Source organism: Ensifer sp. B1-9, from assembly GCF_050474445.1.
Taxonomy (GTDB): Bacteria; Pseudomonadota; Alphaproteobacteria; order Rhizobiales; family Rhizobiaceae; genus Ensifer.
Map to the genome: position 1 here is coordinate 242,666 of NZ_JBCHVG010000012.1, position 15,732 is coordinate 258,397.

Genomic DNA, 15,732 nt, shown 5'->3' on the forward strand with positions numbered 1-15,732 from the left:
GCGCAGCGTACTTGGGTGGACAGCCGTTTTTCGATTACCCCCAAACACACGACAGCCAGTGCCGAGGGAAGGCACTGGCTGGTATGTGCAACTCACTCGGGGAGTGTGAGTTGTAGGCCGGCGGTCTGCCTCCGGCGCGGCATTGGGGGCTATGCGCGCCACCGTCCGGTCGCAAGCAAAATGCGCGACGCGGCAAAAGGTTCCATGCGCTTGCAATGGCTGTTTTCGCCTACCAATTCATAGCATCTTGTCGAGTTCGTCACGGTGACGGTAGAGCGCCAGGAACCGACGGTAATCGCGATCATAGGTGGCACGAACGCTTGCATCCGGCAGGCGCTCATGTCCGTCCGACGCCATTGCCATGCCCGCGGCTGCGAGGTCCTGGTGAATGCCGCCGGCAACCGCCGCCGCCATCGCCGTACCGAGCAGCACCGCGTCCGGCGCCTGTGGCGCCACCACGCGGCAGCCGGTCACATCGCAATAGAGCTCCATCAGAAGTGCGTTGCGCACGTGGCCGCCGGTAACGTGCAGCGTGTCGAGCTGATAGCCGACCTCGCGCATCATCTCGAGGATGTGGCGAATGCCGAGCGCGATCGCGACACAGGTGCGCCAATAAAGCCGGCAGAGCGCATCGAAGGAGGAATCGAGCGGCAAGCCACTGATAACGCCGAGCCCGTGCGGATCGGCAAGCGGCGAGCGGTTGCCATGGAAGTCGGGAAGCACATGCAGGCGATCGGCAAAAGCGGTCCCCTGCTCCGCCCGCAGTTCCTGCACCCGGGCGATGATCCGGCCATGCGTCTCGGCGGTCGGCTCGAGACCGCCGCCGTGCAGCCGCACGATATGGTCGAGCAGCGCACCGGTCGCCGACTGCCCGCCTTCGATCAGCCAGGCGCCGGGAAGAACCGCTTCGTAATAGGGGCCCCACATGCCGAAGCCGGGCTTCATGTCCTTGGAGAAGGCGACGATGCAGCTCGACGTGCCGGCAATCAGCGCCAGTTGCCTTTCGAGCTTCTCCGGCGCACCGATGAACCCGCCAACGACGCCGAGCGCACCGGCATAGGCGTCGATCAGACCCGGCGCCACCTGGCAGCCTTCGTCCAGTCCGAGCTCGGCCGCCGCCGCTGCACTCAAATGGCCGACCGAGCTTCCGATCGGCAGGCTTTCCTCGGGCAGACCGCCGCGCTCGATAAGATCCTCGAGCCCGATCCTTGAGAGATAGTCGGGCTGCCAGCCACGCTTCTCATGCGCCAGATAGTTCCATTTTGCCGTCAAAGTGCAGCGCGAGCGTGCGGCGCTTCCCGTCGCCCGCCAGGAGAGATAATCCGCGAGATCGAAGAAGAAGCCGGCCTTGTTCCACTGTCCCGGCAGGTTGCGCTTCAGCCACATCAGCTTCGGCATTTCCATTTCCGGCGACATGACACGGCCGGAAAAATCGAGCACCGGGTGACCGGTGGCCGTGCAGAAGTCAGCCTCTGCCAGCGCCCGATGGTCGAGCCACACGATCGTGTCCCAGCGCGCCTCGCCCTTGCGGTTGACGGAAAGCGGCTTGCCGTCCCGGTCGCGCACCACCAATGAGCAAGTGGCGTCGAAACCGATCGCCGCAATGTCTTGCGCAGCGATGCCAGCCTTATCCTTGGCCGCCTTGACCGCGCCGCAGACGGCGCGCCAGATATCCTCGGAGTCATGCTCGGCGTGGTTTTCTTCCGGCCGGTTCATGGCGATCGGCAGGTCGGCACGCGCCAGCAGCGTACCCCTTCGGTCAAAGATACCGGCGCGCGCACTGCCGGTGCCGACATCGACCGCAACGACGAATTCACGCATCAATGAATGCCCCGCCCCCTGGATCACGGTGATTTTCGGTTGGATCGACCCAAAATCAAAACCGTGATCGATTGTCATTCGTTCGAGCGGGATGCGGGCGGAAATCCGCACACATTCTCCTCACCCCGCTCTCCTGCATGTTTCCTTTAGTCGTCTCCGATTATGGACAAAAACATGCGGCACTTCAAAATGCTACAGCGACGTTTGCGCGTCTGATAAGACGTGCGGCGCTGTAGTTCCGTCCCTGCTATCGGCCGACAAATTGTAACAATTCGCCCATGTCGTCAAACAGCACGTCGGGGCTGAGGTCGGAGAGACTTTGCCGATGCTTGTCGGTGCGCGCGTGGCTGCCGCCGGCAAAGGCGAAGACCCGCATGCCCGCCGCCTTCGCCGCTTCGATGCCCGCCGGACTGTCCTCGACGACGACGCAATCTTTGGGCGCGAAACCCATTTCGCGGCTCGCATGCAGGAAGAGATCAGGTGCCGGCTTGCCATGTTTGACCATGGTAGCGGAGAAGATGTTGGGCTCGAAGAGATCGATGAGGCCGGTGACGGTCAGCGACAGGCGGATGCGTTCCGGCTGGCTGGACGAGGCGACGCAGCACGCGCCTTCGAGGCCCTCGACCGCTTCGCGAATGCCTGCAATCGGCTGCAGTTCCGAACGAAAGCGATCGTAGAGACGAAGGCGCATGCCCTCGAGGAACGCGTCGTCGGTGGCGAGCCCGTATTCGTCGTGCAGGATCGCCGACATGCTTTTCAGGCTGCGCCCGAGAAAGCGTTCCGTCGCCTCCTCGGTGGTCATCGAAACGCCGGCGGCCGAGAGCACGTCCACCAGCACTTCCAGCGAGATCGGCTCGCTATCGACGAGCACCCCGTCGCAATCGAAGATCACCAGCCCGGACGCCGCATCCGCCATAACACCCTACCCCTTACAGCGACGCGCATTACGCAAGGGCCGCCGTAACGCTTTGAATTGGCGCATAATTCGCCCTTGCATCGAATCCGATCCAAGGAATTATGCGGTAAGCTTCTCGTCCAGATAAAGCTGGAGCGTAGCGCGCGTACCCTTTTCCCAGAGCGTTTTCAATGCATGAGCGAAACGGCGGCGGAAGAGATCGGAGCCCGCGACATCGCCGAAGATATCGCCGAGCGCCAGGAAGGCCATCGGATCGTCCTTGGCGGCCAGCGCCGCCTTGTTCAGCCGGTCGGCGCTCTGGTCGTTGAAGACGATCGCCCTGCCGCTGTCGGACGTGCCGGCAAAATAGCGGCACCAGAGCGCCGAAACCAGCGACAGCCCGACGACGTCCTCGCCGCGCGCCAGCCGATCGGCGGTCGAAGGCAGGATGAATTTCGGCTGCCGGTTGGAGCCGTCCTGCGCCAGGCGGGGGATCGTGTCGCCGATCTTCGGATTGGAGAAGCGCGTCTCGATCAGCTTGTAATAGTCGCCGAGATCGGTGTTCGGCACCGGCGGAATGACCGGAATGATCTCGTCGTGTTCGAGCTTGGCAAGGAAGGCGCGGATCAGCGGTTCCTCCATCGCCTCGTGCACGAAATGGATGTCGAGCAAGGCGGCCGGATAGGCGATCGCCGCATGACCGCCATTGAGGATGCGGATCTTCATGTGCTCGTAGGGCGCAACGTCAGGCACGAACTGGACGCCCACCTTCTCCAGCGCCGGGCGGCCGAGCGGGAAATGATCCTCCAGCACCCATTGCTTGAATTCCTCGCAGAACACCGGCCAGGCATCCTCGATGCCGTACTCGTCGGCGACGATGCCGATCTCGCGTGCGCCGGTCGCCGGCGTGATCCGGTCCACCATGCCGTTCGGGAAAGCGACATTGGCGTCGATCCAATCGGCGAAGGCCGGGTCGAAGAGCCGCGCGAGGCCGGCGACCGCCGCGTGCGTGACCTCGCCATTGCCCGGAATATTGTCGCAAGACATCACTGTGAAAGGCGGAACGTTCTTGTCCCTGCGCGCTTTCATCCCGGCAACGATCAGCCCGAACACCGTCTTCGGGGCCGCCGGGTTCTGCGCGTCGGCAACGATTGCCGGATGGGTCGGGTTGAACACGCCCGAGGCCGGATCGATGAAATAGCCGCCTTCGGTGATCGTCAGCGACACGATGCGGATCGCCGGATCGGTGAGCTTCGCAACGATCGCTTGGACGTCGCCGGGCTCGAGATAGTCGATCATCGCGCCGGTGACATGGGCGCCGGTGCGGTTGTTGTCCTGCTCCACGACGGTCGTCAGGAAATCCTGTGCCGCAAGCTTGGCGCGCATCGCTGCATCTGAGGCAAGCACGCCGGCCCCGATGATGGCCCAGTCCAGGTCGTGTCCGGCATTGAAGAGGTCATCGAGATAGACGGCCTGGTGCGCCCTGTGGAAGTTGCCGACGCCGAAATGCACGATACCCGCCGTCAGCTGCGACCGGTCGTAGTTCGGCACGCCGGCCTTGGCCTTGATCGTGTCGAGGGCGGCAAGTGAGAGTTTGGTCGTCATGGTCTCGTATCCTTTCGAGGCCTTGCCTGCGTGCACAGGCTCAGCTCATCCAGTTGCCGCCGTCGACGTTATAGGTCTGCGAAACGACGTAGTCGCTCTCCGCCGAGGCGAGGAAGATCGCCATTCCGGTCAGGTCCTCGGCCGTTCCCATCCGGCCAAAGGGCACCTCGGCGCCGACCAGTTTCTTCTTTTCGCCGAGCGGGCGGTTCTCGTATTTGGCAAACAGCGCATCGACGCCGTCCCAGTGCTCGCCGTCGACCACGCCGGGCGCGATCGCGTTGACGTTGATGCCATGCTTGATGAGGTTGAGGCCGGCCGACTGGGTAAGGCTGATGACCGCCGCCTTGGTGGCGCAATAGATCGCGACCAGCGCTTCGCCGCGGCGTCCCGCCTGGCTCGCCATGTTGATGATCTTGCCGCCCCGGCCCTGGGCGATCATCTGCTTTGCCGCCGCCTGCAGGGTGAACAAAGTGCCGGCGACGTTGATCGAAAACAGCCGGTCATAGCTTTCGCGGGTGATCTCGACGATCGGCGCGAGATCGAAGAGCGCGGCATTGTTGACGAGGATGTCGAGCCCGCCGGCGTGCTTGACGACCGCCGCGATCGCTGCATCGATCGATGCCTGCTGCGTCACGTCCATCTCGACCGCATAGGCGCCCGCACCGATCTCGGAGGCCGTCTGCCGCGCCTGATCGATGTTGATGTCGGCGATCGCGACCGTGGCGCCTTCGCGGATATAGGCCTCGGCGAAGGCACGGCCGATCCCCCGCGCAGACCCGGTGATCAGCGCGCTTTTTCCTTCGAGCCGTCTCATCGGATTGCCAGGCCCTTGTCGTCGAATCTGTGGACGCGCTGCGGATCCGGCGTCAGGAACACACGATCGCCATGGGTCACGGCGAAATCACCGCTGACTCGCGCCGTCACCGTGCCGATGCCGTCGACGTTGACATGGAGGAAGGTGTCGGAGCCGAGATGTTCGGCGACGCCGACCGTGCCCTGCCAGGTGCCACTGTCCTTGGAGAGCGCCAGGTGCTCGGGGCGGACGCCCATCGTGTGCGCCTGATAGGCGGAAGCTGGGGCACCGCCTACGAAGTTCATGCGCGGCGAGCCGATGAAGCCGGCGACAAACAGGTTGTCCGGTCTGTGGTAAAGCTCGAGCGGCGAGCCGACCTGCTCGATGCGGCCGCGATTCAGCACCACGATCTTGTCGGCCATGGTCATGGCCTCCACCTGGTCGTGGGTGACGTAGATCATCGTCGTCTTCAGGTCCTGGTGCAGCTGGCTGATTTCCAGCCGCATGTTGACGCGCAGCGCCGCATCGAGGTTCGACAGCGGCTCGTCGAACAGGAAGGCCTTCGGCTGGCGCACGATCGCCCGGCCGATCGCGACACGCTGGCGCTGGCCGCCGGAAAGCTGGCGCGGCTTGCGGTCGAGATAATCGGAGAGGTTCAGCACACGGGCCGCCTCCGACACCTTCTTGTCGATGACGGCCTTGTCCTCGCCCGCCATCTTCAGGGGAAAGGCGATGTTCGAGCGCACGCTCATATGGGGATAGAGCGCATAGGACTGGAATACCATCGAGAGACCCCGCTGCGCCGGCGGCAGTTCGGTGGCGTTTTTGCCGTCGATGACGATGTCGCCGTCACTGACGTCTTCCAAGCCGGCGATCAGCCTGAGCAGCGTCGACTTTCCGCAACCCGACGGTCCGACGAAGACGACGAATTCGCCATTGTTGATGTCGAGGTCGATCGAGGGGATGACGGCATGGGCGCCGAAAACCTTCGAAACCTTGCTGAGTGTAATGCTTCCCATTGTCGTATCCCTTATTTGACTGCGCCGAAGGTGAGGCCGCGTACGAGCTGCTTCTGCGAAAACCAGCCGAGTATGAGGATGGGGGCGATCGCCATGGTCGAGGCGGCCGAGAGCTTGGCGTAGAACAGGCCTTCGGGGCTCGAATAGGAGGCGATGAAGGCCGTCAGTGGCGCGGCTTTCGCGGCGCTGAGGTTCAGCGTCCAGAACGCCTCGTTCCAGGAGAGGATGATGTTGAGCAGCAGCGTCGAGGCGATGCCGGGAATCGCCATCGGCGTGAGCACGTAGATGATCTCCTTGGAGAGCGAGGCGCCGTCCATGCGGGCGGCCTCCAGAATCTCGCCGGGGATCTCCTTGAAATAGGTGTAGAGCATCCAGATGATGATCGGCAGGTTGATCAGCGTCAGCACGATCACCAGGCCGGTGCGGGTATCGAGCAGGCCCGTGTTGCGGAACATCAGATACATCGGCACCAGCACGCCGACCGACGGCATCATCTTGGTGGAGAGCATCCACATCAGCACGTCCTTGGTGCGCTTGGTCGGCGAGAACGCCATCGCCCAGGCGGACGGAATGGCGATGACCAGGCCGATCAGCGTCGAACCGAAGGAGACGACGACCGAGTTCATGAAGTGCAGGAAATAGTTCGAGCGGCTCTGCACCTCATGATAGTTCTCCGTCGTCCAGTCGAAGAACAGCAGTGACGGCGGCGAAGCGATCGCTTCGGCCTCGGTCTTGAAGCTCGTCAGGAACGTCCAGAGGATCGGGAAGAAGATCAGGATGCCGATCGTCCAGGCGACGACCGTTATGACGATCTTTCGTTGGGTGGAGACGTTGCGTGCCATGGTTCTCAAGCCTCCAGCGTCTTGCCGATCATGCGCATCAGGAAGAATGCGACGATGTTGGCGAGGATGACCGCGATGATGCCGCCGGCCGATGCGCCGCCCACGTCGAATTGCAGCAGTGCCTGCGCATAGACGAGGAATGTCAGATTGGTGCTCTGCGTGCCCGGCCCGCCATTGGTGGTCACCAGGATCTCGGCGAAGACCGAGAGCAGGAAGATCGTCTGGATGAGGATGACGACCGTGATCGCGCGGGAAAGATGCGGCAGCACCAGATAGATGAAACGGCTCCAGGCGCCGGCGCCGTCCATCTGCGCCGCTTCCTTCTGCTCCTCGTCGAGCGACTGCAGCGCCGTCAACAGGATCAGCGTCGCAAAGGGCAGCCATTGCCAGGCGACGATGAGGATCACCGACAGCAGCGGCGCATTGGCAAGGAAGTCGAAGGGCTGCAGCCCGAAGAGCTTGGCGATCCAGGCAAAGAGCCCGTTGACCGGGTTCATGAACATGTTCTTCCAGACGAGGGCCGCCACGGTGGGCATGATCAGGAAGGGTGCGATCACCAGGATGCGCACGATCCCCTGCCCGAACATCGGCTGGTCGAGCAGCAGCGCCAGCGCGATGCCGCCAACGACCGTGATGAAGAGCACGCCGAGCACGATTGCGAGCGTATTGAAGATCGCCTGGAAGAAGGCGGGATCGGTCAGGAAGTATTTGTAGTTCGAGAAGCCGGCGAACTCTTCCATTCCCGGCATCAGAAGATTGTAACGCAGGAACGAGAAGTAGATCGTCATGGCCAGGGGAACGATCATCCAGGCCAGAAGCAAAAGCACCGAGGGCGCGATCATCAGCCGCGCGGCGGAGCGGGTGTGCAAGGTCGCCATGGCGTCCCCCAATGATGGAATTCAACGCGGTTTCGAGAGCTTGGACCAGGCGCGGGCTTGCCGCGCGCCTGCCTCCAGGCACAGGCCCGAAGGAGAATTACCGGGGCGCCGGCCATTTGCGGCCAGCACCCCGGGCCCTTGGGAGCCCTATTTGATGTAGCCGGCCTTGGTCATCTCACGCTCGGTGAGCTGCTGGGCACTGGCAAGCGCCTGGTCGACGCTCATCTGCCCGGCAAGCGCTGCCGAGAACTGCTGGCCGACCGCCGTACCGAGACCCTGGAATTCCGGGATCGCCACGAACTGCACGCCGACATAGGGAACGGGCTTTACAGCCGGGTTCTTCGGGTCAGCCGCGTTGATCGAGTCGAGCGTCATCTTCGCGAATGGCGCCGCCTTCTGGTACTCGGGGTTTGCGTAGAGCGAGGTGCGCGTGCCCGGAGGTACGTTGGCCCAGCCTTCCTTGTCGGCGACCAGCTTCAGATAATCCTTGCTGGTGGCCCAGGCGATGAACTTCTCGGCTGAAGCGGCCTTCTGCGAGCCTGCGGGGATTGCGAGGTTCCAGGCCCAGAGCCAGTTGCCGCGCTTGCCGAGCCCGGTGTCCGGAGCGAGCGCGAAGCCGACCTTGTCGGCAACCGTCGATTCCTTCGGGTTGGTGACGAAGGACGCGGCCACGGTCGCATCGATCCACATGCCGCACTTGCCGGTCTGGAACAGCGACAGGTTCTCGTTGAAGCCGTTGGAGGACGCGCCGGGCGGGCCAGCGTCGTTCATCAGCTTGACGTAGAAGTCGAGTGCCTTCTTCCATTCCGGCTGGTCGAACTGCGGCTTCCAGTTCTCGTCGAACCAGCGGGCGCCGAAAGCGTTCGCGGTCGCCGTCAGGAAGGCCATGTTCTCGCCCCAGCCTGCCTTGCCGCGCAGGCAGATGCCGTAGACCTCGTTGCCTTTGTCGGTGATCTTGCGCGCGGCATCGGCGATGAAGTCCCAGGTCGGCGCGTCGGGCATTGTGAGCCCCGCCTTCTCGAACAGGTCCTTGCGATACATCACCATCGAGCTCTCACCGTAGAACGGCGCGGCATAGAGCTTGCCGTCGATGGTGAGACCGGAGCGGATCGCCGGCAGGAGATCGTCGACATCGTAGTCGGCGCCGAGATTGTCGAGCGGCAGCAGCCAACCCTGCTTCGCCCAGATCGGCACTTCATAGGTGCCGATCGTCATGATGTCGTACTGGCCGCCCTTGGTGGCGATATCGGTCGTCACGCGCTGGCGCAGCACGTTTTCCTCGAGCGTTACCCACTCGACCTGAATGTCCGGATTCTTTGACGTGAAATCCCCCGTCAGCTTCTGCATCCGGATCATGTCACCGTTGTTCACGGTCGCGATCGTCAGGGTTTCTGCTTGGGCCAGACCCGACAGTGCGACTGCCGAGCACGTGCCCAGCAGGAAAGTTCTCAAGTTCATCGACTTCCTCCCAGAAGAATTGAGCATTTGCCTCGCTCATGAGCAATTACTCACTTCTCGTGACAAAATGTCAATGTGCAATCGTCGCTGCGTTGCACACAGAAACATTAGATGATTGTTTTGATTGTTGATTTTTTCCTTACGCACATGCGAAAGGCCGGCGCATCGGCCGGCCTTTTCAAACGTTTCGTATTGCGATCAGGCGTTGAGTAGATAGATCGCCGTCGCCTCATCGGTGATGAGACCGTTGATGATTCCACCTTTCACGGCCGCTCTCAGCGCTTCGTATTTGCGCCGGCCCTTGGCGAGGCCGATGACCGACGCCTTGTCCCGCGAAGGAAGCGGCACCGATGCGACGCGCTCGTTGAAGCTTCCCGAAAGCAATCCACCGTCATGGTCGAACATCCAGCCGCAGATCTCGCCGGCGGCGCCAGCCTTGGTGAGCTCGGCCATTTCGTCCTGCGCCAGGAACCCGTCCTGGCAGAGCGGTGCGTCCGGGCCGAGTTCGCCGACGCCGACGAAGGCGACATTGGCTTCTGCCCCGAGCCTCAGCGCCACCTGCACGAGGCTCTGGCTGTGCAACACTTCCCGCTCCTCCGGCGAGGAGGCAAGGACCGGCAACGGCATGGGAAAATGCCGCGCCTTGACCGCATCGGCCATGCTGAAGATGACGTTGTAATAGGCGGCCGAACCGTCGAGGCCGATATTGCCGGTGAGCGACACGATGCGGTGCTGCGGACATTCCATCGGTGGCAACTGGTCGACGGCTGCCTTCAATGTGCGGCCGGTGCCGATTGCCAGCACCTGCGGCTCGGGCGACTTCAGCCACCGCTCGATTTCGGCGGCGCCCGCCTCGGCGATGCCGACGATCGTCGAGGTCGAGCCGGGGTCGCTCGGCACCACCTCCACATGTTTCAGCCCGTATTTGTCGCGCAGGCCCGCCGCCGCCTCCAGGCAGGCGGCGATCGGATGGTCGAGCCGAACCTTGATCAGCCGCTCGGACATGGCGAGCGAAACGAGCCGCTGCGCCGATTGGCGCGAGATACCCATGACGGTCGCAATCTCGTCCTGGGTGCGGCCGGCGACATAATATAGCCAGCCCGCACGGGCAGCATCATCAAGCCTGTTGTTCGCCTCGCCCCTGCGCGCCATGCCTATTCTACCGATCCTCATAAGTAGAGCGGGATGCGGACGGAAAGCCACACACACTTTTCCTCATCCCGCTCCAGTTTGCTGCCACTATTTGCCCTGCCCTGTCAAACGGAGCCTCGGAACAACACGGGGTGGCAAGCCTGCCCGAAGGCCGGGATCACAAGGGATTTGGCCCCGTTCGACCTCAAACTTTTACCGTTTGATAAAAAAATAAAGCGTGTTACCGTTCCATCATCCTGAGAAAACATTGGGAGCCAAAAATGGGAACGACACAATCTGGGATCCTCGGCGGCCGCCTGCCGCTCGGGGAGTACGAGAGCAATTTCTCCGACCTCCATCCGCCGCTCGACAAGCACGAGGCCCTCGTCGCTTCCGACCGCTGTTACTTCTGTCATGACGCGCCGTGCATGACGGCCTGTCCCACCTCCATCGATATCCCGCTATTCATTCGGCAGATATCGACCGGAAACCCGATCGGATCGGCCAAGACGATCTTCGATCAGAACATCCTGGGCGGCATGTGCGCCCGCGTCTGTCCCACCGAAACGCTCTGCGAACAGGCGTGCGTTCGCAACACCGCCGAGGAGCGCCCGGTCGAGATCGGCCGCCTGCAACGCTATGCGACCGACGTGGCGATGAAGGAGAACAAGCAGTTCTACACTCGCGCCGCCTCCTCCGGCCGCAAGGTTGCCATCGTCGGCGCCGGCCCGGCAGGACTTGCGGCCGCCCACCGGCTCGCCGTCAAGGGCCACGACGTCGTGATCTACGACGCCCGCCCGAAATCGGGCGGCCTTAACGAATACGGCATCGCCGCCTATAAGTCGGTCGACGACTTCGCCCAGAAGGAAGTCGACTACGTGCTGTCAATCGGCGGCATCGAGGTGCGCAACGGCCAGGCACTCGGCCGCGATTTCACCCTCGCCCAACTTCAGGAACAATATGACGCCGTCTTCCTCGGCCTCGGCCTTGCCGGCGTCAACGCGCTGCGCCTCGAAGGCGAAAATGCCGAGGGCGTCGAGGACGCCGTCGATTTCATCGCGGCGCTCCGCCAGTCGAAGACCAAGGCCGATATCCCGGTCGGACGCCGGGTTGTCGTTCTCGGCGGCGGCATGACTGCGATCGACGCGGCGGTTCAGGCGAAGCTGCTCGGCGCCGAAGAGGTGACGATCTGCTACCGCCGCGGCAAGGAGCACATGAACGCTTCCGAGTTCGAGCAGGATCTCGCGGCTTCCAAGGGCGTCACCATCCGCCACTGGCTGCAGCCGAAGCGCATTGCCGAGAAGGACGGCAAGGTCGCCGGCATCGAGCTGGAATACACGACGCTCGAAGACGGAAAGCTGACGGCGACGGGTGAAACCGGTATCATTGCAGCCGACCAGATCTTCAAGGCGATCGGCCAGAGCTTCCTCGGAAGCGGCCTCGGCGCCCTGAAGCTCGAAGGCGGCCGTATCGTCACTGATGCCGAAGGGCGTACCTCGATCGACAACGTCTGGGCCGGCGGCGACTGCGTGCTGGGCGGCGAAGACCTGACGGTCTCGGCCGTTGCCATGGGCCGCGATGCCGCTGAATCGATCAACCGGGCCTTCGCCGCGGCCGCGCCGCGCGCGAGCGCGGTTGCCTAAGGATCGGGAGGAGAAACCAATGGCTGATCTTCGCAACAATTTCGTCGGTATCAAATCCCCGAACCCGTTCTGGCTGGCATCCGCCCCGCCCACGGACAAGGCCTACAACGTCGAGCGCGCCTTCAAGGCGGGCTGGGGCGGCGTCGTCTGGAAGACGCTCGGCGAGGAAGGACCGCCGGTCGTCAACGTCAACGGACCGCGCTACGGCGCAATCTGGGGCGCCGACCGCCGGCTGCTGGGCTTGAACAACATCGAGCTCATCACCGACCGCGACCTCTATGTGAACCTGCGCGAGATGAAGCAGGTGAAGATGAACTGGCCGGACCGGGCATTGATCGCCTCGATCATGGTGCCCTGTGAGGAAGAAGCGTGGAAGGCGATCCTGCCGCTCGTCGAGGAAACCGGGGCCGACGGCATCGAACTCAACTTCGGCTGTCCGCACGGCATGTCCGAGCGCGGCATGGGCTCGGCGGTCGGACAGGTGCCAGAGTACATCGAGATGGTCGTGCGCTGGTGCAAGCAATATACCCGGATGCCCGTCATCACCAAGCTGACGCCGAATATCACGGACATCCGCAAGCCCGCGCGCGCCGCCAAGGCCGGCGGAACCGACGCCGTGTCACTGATCAACACGATCAACTCGATCGTCTCCGTCGATCTCGACAACTTCGCCCCGAACCCGACGGTCGGCGGCAAGGGGACCCACGGCGGCTATTGCGGCCCGGCGGTCAAGCCGATCGCGCTCAACATGGTCGCCGAGATCGCCCGCGATCCGGAAACCTATGGTCTGCCGATCTCTGGCATCGGCGGGGTCACCACCTGGCGCGACGCGGCCGAATTCCTGGTGCTTGGCGCCGGCAACGTCCAGGTTTGCACCGCCGCCATGACCTACGGCTTCAAGATCGTCCAGGAGATGATCTCGGGTCTTTCCGACTGGATGGATGCCAAGGGCCACCGCACACTCGACGATATCACCGGCCGCGCGGTTCCGAATGTCACCGACTGGCAGTATCTGAACCTCAACTACATCGCCAAGGCGAAGATCGACCAGGATGCCTGCATCAAGTGCGGTCGCTGCCACATCGCTTGCGAGGATACCTCGCACCAGGCGATCACCCAGTTCATCAACGGCGTGCGCCACTTCGAGGTGATGGAAGACGAGTGCGTCGGCTGCAATCTCTGCGTCAACGTCTGTCCGGTCGAGAACTGCATCACCATGGAAGAGCTGCCGGCGGGCACGATCGACCAGCGCACCGGCAAGCCGGTTGACCCGAACTACGCCAACTGGACGACCCACCCGAACAATCCGATGGCCCGCCAGGCCGCGGAGTGAGGAAGCCAGCGCGCGATCCGCTCGGATCTCGCCTCAACCAGTGAAGACGCCGCCGGATCCGCAATCCGGCGGCGTTGTCTTTCGGTTCTAGAACTCGACGACCACCTTCCCCAACGGCCCGCGATCAAGATGCGCCAGCGCCTCCCGCAACTCCGCGAATCGGTAGCGGGCATCGATGACCGGCTTGATGCCCGTCCGGTCGATGGCGCCGACCAGATCTTCCAACGCCCGGCGATGGCCGACGCCGATGCCTTGAATGACCGGCGATTTCAGCAGCACGAACGGTGCTGGCGCCGAGATCTCGCCGCCTTCGAGCACGCCGATCACCGAGATCCGTCCCTGCACGGCCACCGCCTGCAGCGACTTGCCTAGATTGGCGCCGCCGGCAAGCTCCAGAATGTGGTCGGCGCCGTAGTCGCCGGTGATTTCCAGAACACGCTCCGCCCAGTCCTCTTTCACGCGATCAATGCCATGGTCGGCGCCGAGAGCAAGGGCGCGCTCGAGCTTGTCCTGACTGGCTGAGGTCACGATGACTTCGGCCCCATGCGCCTTGGCGATCTGCAGCCCGAACAGCGAAACGCCGCCGGTCCCCTGCACCACGACGCGATCGCCGACCTTCAGGTGGCCCTTCTCGACCAGCGCGAACCACGCGGTCACACCGGCGCAGGGCAAGGTGCTCGCCTCGCCATCGTCGAGGCTCTCGGGTGCCTTCACGAACCAGTTTTCCGGGAAGGCGACATATTCGGAAGCGACGCCCGGGTTGAGGCCGCCGAGTGCAAACGAGGTCGGATGACGTGCAGTCCCCGGCTTCTGACCGTCGATCCAGGTGGGATCGAAGACGGAAATCACGCGATCGCCCGGCTGGAAGCGGGTCACGCCCCGGCCGACCGCCTCGACCACGCCGGCCATGTCGGATCCCGGCACGAAGGGGAAGACGAGCGGCATGCCCATGCCGTTCTCCAGCACCAGCTTGTCACGGTAGTTGAGCGACAGGGCGGTCGTTCGAACCAGCACCTCGCCCGGACCGGCCTCCGGAACACGCTGCTCGGTGACCTTCAGGTTCGAAGCGCCGAACGCGTCGATGGTCCACGCCTTCATCAGTCTTGCCATGGTCTTTCCTTTCATCGGTTTGATCTGATGAAGAAACCATAGCGTTGAAATTATCTCTCCAGTTGCGATAAGATTTCGCCATATTGGTTCCATATGAGATACAAAAATGAGCTACCTGAATGGGGTCTCCGTGTTCGTGGAAGCGGCCGACGCCGGCGGATTTTCTGCCGCCGCCGATAGGCTCAACCTGTCGCGTTCGGCGGTCGGCAAGACCGTTGCCAAGCTGGAACAGAGGCTGGGCGTTCGCCTGTTTCATCGCACGACCCGGACGCAGAGCCTCACCGACGAAGGCCAACTGTTCTATGAAAACTGCCTGAGGGCGCTCAGCGAGATCCGGGCCGGCGAGGCGCTGCTGGAATCCGGCAAGCAGGAGATCCAGGGCCGACTGCGCCTGTCGATGCCCGTGCATTTCGGCCGCCAATGCATCATGCCGCTGCTGTCGGAACTGCTGCGGCTGCACCCGCGCCTGGAATTCGACCTCAACTTCAGCGATCGCAACGTCGATCTTGTCGAGGACGGTTTCGATCTTGCCATCCGCACCGGTCCACTGCGTGGCGAACCGGAATTGATGATGCGCAAGCTTGCCGACCAGAGCATGACCGTGTGCGCCTCACCGGCCTATCTTGAAGCAAACGGCACGCCCAAAACAATCGATGACCTGATGTCGCATCAGGCGATCCTCTATCGGCGCAGCGGGCAGCCGCTCGCCTGGTCCTTTCCGGTGAAGGCCGGTCAGGTGCGGACCATCACGCCGCCGGCGCGGCTGCGGCTCGACGACCTGACGTCGATCGCCGATGCGGCGGCTGACGGCTTCGGCATCGCCTGGCTGCCGTGCTGGCTCGTCGGCGACCGTATCGCCTCCGGCTCGCTGGTGCGGATCCTCACTGACGCGCCGGCGTTGTCCTACGGCACCTATGCCGTCTGGCCGAAAACCCAATACATGCCGCCGAAGCTGCGCCTGCTCATCGATACGCTTGCCGCGCGCTTGCCTGCCGTGATGGAATGACGGCAACGAAACGAGTGCGACTCGCTCCGGCATTGCCGCCGCTACCGCCGAAAGGCGTTCGGCATGCCCAGGGCGGCAGGCATGGACGTGGTTATCGATCCCCGACGCGAAGGCCGCCTCTACGATCACGACAGCAACCCGCTCCGAATCCCGCTGAATAGCGTTCCCCGCCGATAACGTACAGGACACGAAAACGAA

At 63.2% G+C, this 15,732-nt stretch carries 13 protein-coding genes; 3 read left to right on the plus strand and 10 right to left on the minus strand.

Annotation, left to right across the window (positions count from 1 at the left end; all coding sequences use genetic code 11):
* Positions 1-237: 237 nt before the first annotated feature.
* The 9 genes from ACQ5BM_RS23310 to ACQ5BM_RS23350 form a co-directional block, all read right to left on the minus strand.
* A complete protein-coding gene (locus ACQ5BM_RS23310; RefSeq protein WP_429816531.1) occupies positions 238-1,821 on the minus strand; it encodes an FGGY-family carbohydrate kinase in 1,584 nt (527 codons plus the stop codon).
* A 247-nt stretch (positions 1,822-2,068) separates the two neighbouring features.
* Positions 2,069-2,737 (minus strand): HAD family hydrolase, encoded by a 669-nt coding sequence (locus ACQ5BM_RS23315; protein ID WP_429816534.1) that lies wholly within the window; start codon positions 2,735-2,737, stop codon positions 2,069-2,071.
* 99 nt (positions 2,738-2,836) lie between these two features.
* Positions 2,837-4,321: a mannitol dehydrogenase family protein gene (locus tag ACQ5BM_RS23320; RefSeq protein ID WP_429816537.1), complete on the minus strand. Its 1,485-nt coding sequence runs from the start codon at positions 4,319-4,321 to the stop codon at positions 2,837-2,839.
* A gap of 40 nt (positions 4,322-4,361) precedes the next feature.
* On the minus strand, positions 4,362-5,135 hold the full coding sequence (locus tag ACQ5BM_RS23325) for an L-iditol 2-dehydrogenase (protein WP_429816539.1): 774 nt from the start codon (positions 5,133-5,135) through the stop codon (positions 4,362-4,364).
* The gene (locus tag ACQ5BM_RS23330) at positions 5,132-6,133 is read right to left on the minus strand and encodes an ABC transporter ATP-binding protein (protein WP_429816541.1); all 1,002 of its coding nucleotides are present in this window, start codon (positions 6,131-6,133) and stop codon (positions 5,132-5,134) included. Before ACQ5BM_RS23330 ends, ACQ5BM_RS23325 begins: the two co-directional genes overlap by 4 nt.
* A gap of 11 nt (positions 6,134-6,144) precedes the next feature.
* Positions 6,145-6,975 carry a carbohydrate ABC transporter permease gene (locus ACQ5BM_RS23335; protein ID WP_429816544.1) on the minus strand — a complete coding sequence of 277 codons (831 nt, stop codon included), beginning with the start codon at positions 6,973-6,975 and terminating at the stop codon, positions 6,145-6,147.
* Between the two features lie 5 nt (positions 6,976-6,980).
* Positions 6,981-7,853, minus strand: coding sequence for a carbohydrate ABC transporter permease (locus tag ACQ5BM_RS23340; RefSeq protein WP_429816547.1), 873 nt, complete (start codon positions 7,851-7,853; stop codon positions 6,981-6,983).
* Between the two features lie 147 nt (positions 7,854-8,000).
* Complete coding sequence (locus tag ACQ5BM_RS23345) at positions 8,001-9,311, minus strand: ABC transporter substrate-binding protein (protein ID WP_429816550.1); 1,311 nt, start codon at positions 9,309-9,311, stop codon at positions 8,001-8,003.
* Between the two features lie 198 nt (positions 9,312-9,509).
* Entirely contained in the window at positions 9,510-10,463 is a 954-nt protein-coding gene (locus ACQ5BM_RS23350; RefSeq protein WP_429816552.1) for a sugar-binding transcriptional regulator, read from the minus strand.
* 260 nt (positions 10,464-10,723) lie between these two features.
* Between ACQ5BM_RS23350 and ACQ5BM_RS23355 the strand changes: the two genes are divergently transcribed.
* Positions 10,724-12,085 (plus strand): NAD(P)-dependent oxidoreductase, encoded by a 1,362-nt coding sequence (locus ACQ5BM_RS23355; protein ID WP_429816555.1) that lies wholly within the window; start codon positions 10,724-10,726, stop codon positions 12,083-12,085.
* 19 nt (positions 12,086-12,104) lie between these two features.
* Complete coding sequence (gene preA / locus ACQ5BM_RS23360; protein WP_429816557.1) at positions 12,105-13,418, plus strand: NAD-dependent dihydropyrimidine dehydrogenase subunit PreA; 1,314 nt, start codon at positions 12,105-12,107, stop codon at positions 13,416-13,418.
* Positions 13,419-13,505: 87 nt separating this feature from the next.
* Here the strand turns inward: preA and ACQ5BM_RS23365 are convergent, their stop codons facing one another.
* Positions 13,506-14,528, minus strand: coding sequence for a zinc-dependent alcohol dehydrogenase family protein (locus ACQ5BM_RS23365; RefSeq protein ID WP_429816560.1), 1,023 nt, complete (start codon positions 14,526-14,528; stop codon positions 13,506-13,508).
* A gap of 106 nt (positions 14,529-14,634) precedes the next feature.
* Between ACQ5BM_RS23365 and ACQ5BM_RS23370 the strand changes: the two genes are divergently transcribed.
* Entirely contained in the window at positions 14,635-15,534 is a 900-nt protein-coding gene (locus tag ACQ5BM_RS23370; protein WP_429816563.1) for a LysR family transcriptional regulator, read from the plus strand.
* The last annotated feature ends 198 nt before the right edge of the window (positions 15,535-15,732 follow it).

What these genes read in the sequence shown, in the direction of transcription:
- ACQ5BM_RS23345 (WP_429816550.1), bottom strand. Translation starts at nt 9,311, where the DNA reads ATGAACTTGAGAACTTTCCTGCTGGGCACGTGCTCGGCAGTCGCACTG.
- ACQ5BM_RS23355 (WP_429816555.1), top strand. Translation starts at nt 10,724, where the DNA reads ATGGGAACGACACAATCTGGGATCCTCGGCGGCCGCCTGCCGCTCGGG.
- preA (WP_429816557.1), top strand. Translation starts at nt 12,105, where the DNA reads ATGGCTGATCTTCGCAACAATTTCGTCGGTATCAAATCCCCGAACCCG.
- ACQ5BM_RS23365 (WP_429816560.1), bottom strand. Translation starts at nt 14,528, where the DNA reads ATGGCAAGACTGATGAAGGCGTGGACCATCGACGCGTTCGGCGCTTCG.
- ACQ5BM_RS23350 (WP_429816552.1), bottom strand. Translation starts at nt 10,463, where the DNA reads ATGGCGCGCAGGGGCGAGGCGAACAACAGGCTTGATGATGCTGCCCGT.
- ACQ5BM_RS23370 (WP_429816563.1), top strand. Translation starts at nt 14,635, where the DNA reads ATGAGCTACCTGAATGGGGTCTCCGTGTTCGTGGAAGCGGCCGACGCC.
- ACQ5BM_RS23320 (WP_429816537.1), bottom strand. Translation starts at nt 4,321, where the DNA reads ATGACGACCAAACTCTCACTTGCCGCCCTCGACACGATCAAGGCCAAG.
- ACQ5BM_RS23310 (WP_429816531.1), bottom strand. Translation starts at nt 1,821, where the DNA reads ATGCGTGAATTCGTCGTTGCGGTCGATGTCGGCACCGGCAGTGCGCGC.
- ACQ5BM_RS23330 (WP_429816541.1), bottom strand. Translation starts at nt 6,133, where the DNA reads ATGGGAAGCATTACACTCAGCAAGGTTTCGAAGGTTTTCGGCGCCCAT.
- ACQ5BM_RS23335 (WP_429816544.1), bottom strand. Translation starts at nt 6,975, where the DNA reads ATGGCACGCAACGTCTCCACCCAACGAAAGATCGTCATAACGGTCGTC.
- ACQ5BM_RS23315 (WP_429816534.1), bottom strand. Translation starts at nt 2,737, where the DNA reads ATGGCGGATGCGGCGTCCGGGCTGGTGATCTTCGATTGCGACGGGGTG.
- ACQ5BM_RS23325 (WP_429816539.1), bottom strand. Translation starts at nt 5,135, where the DNA reads ATGAGACGGCTCGAAGGAAAAAGCGCGCTGATCACCGGGTCTGCGCGG.
- ACQ5BM_RS23340 (WP_429816547.1), bottom strand. Translation starts at nt 7,853, where the DNA reads ATGGCGACCTTGCACACCCGCTCCGCCGCGCGGCTGATGATCGCGCCC.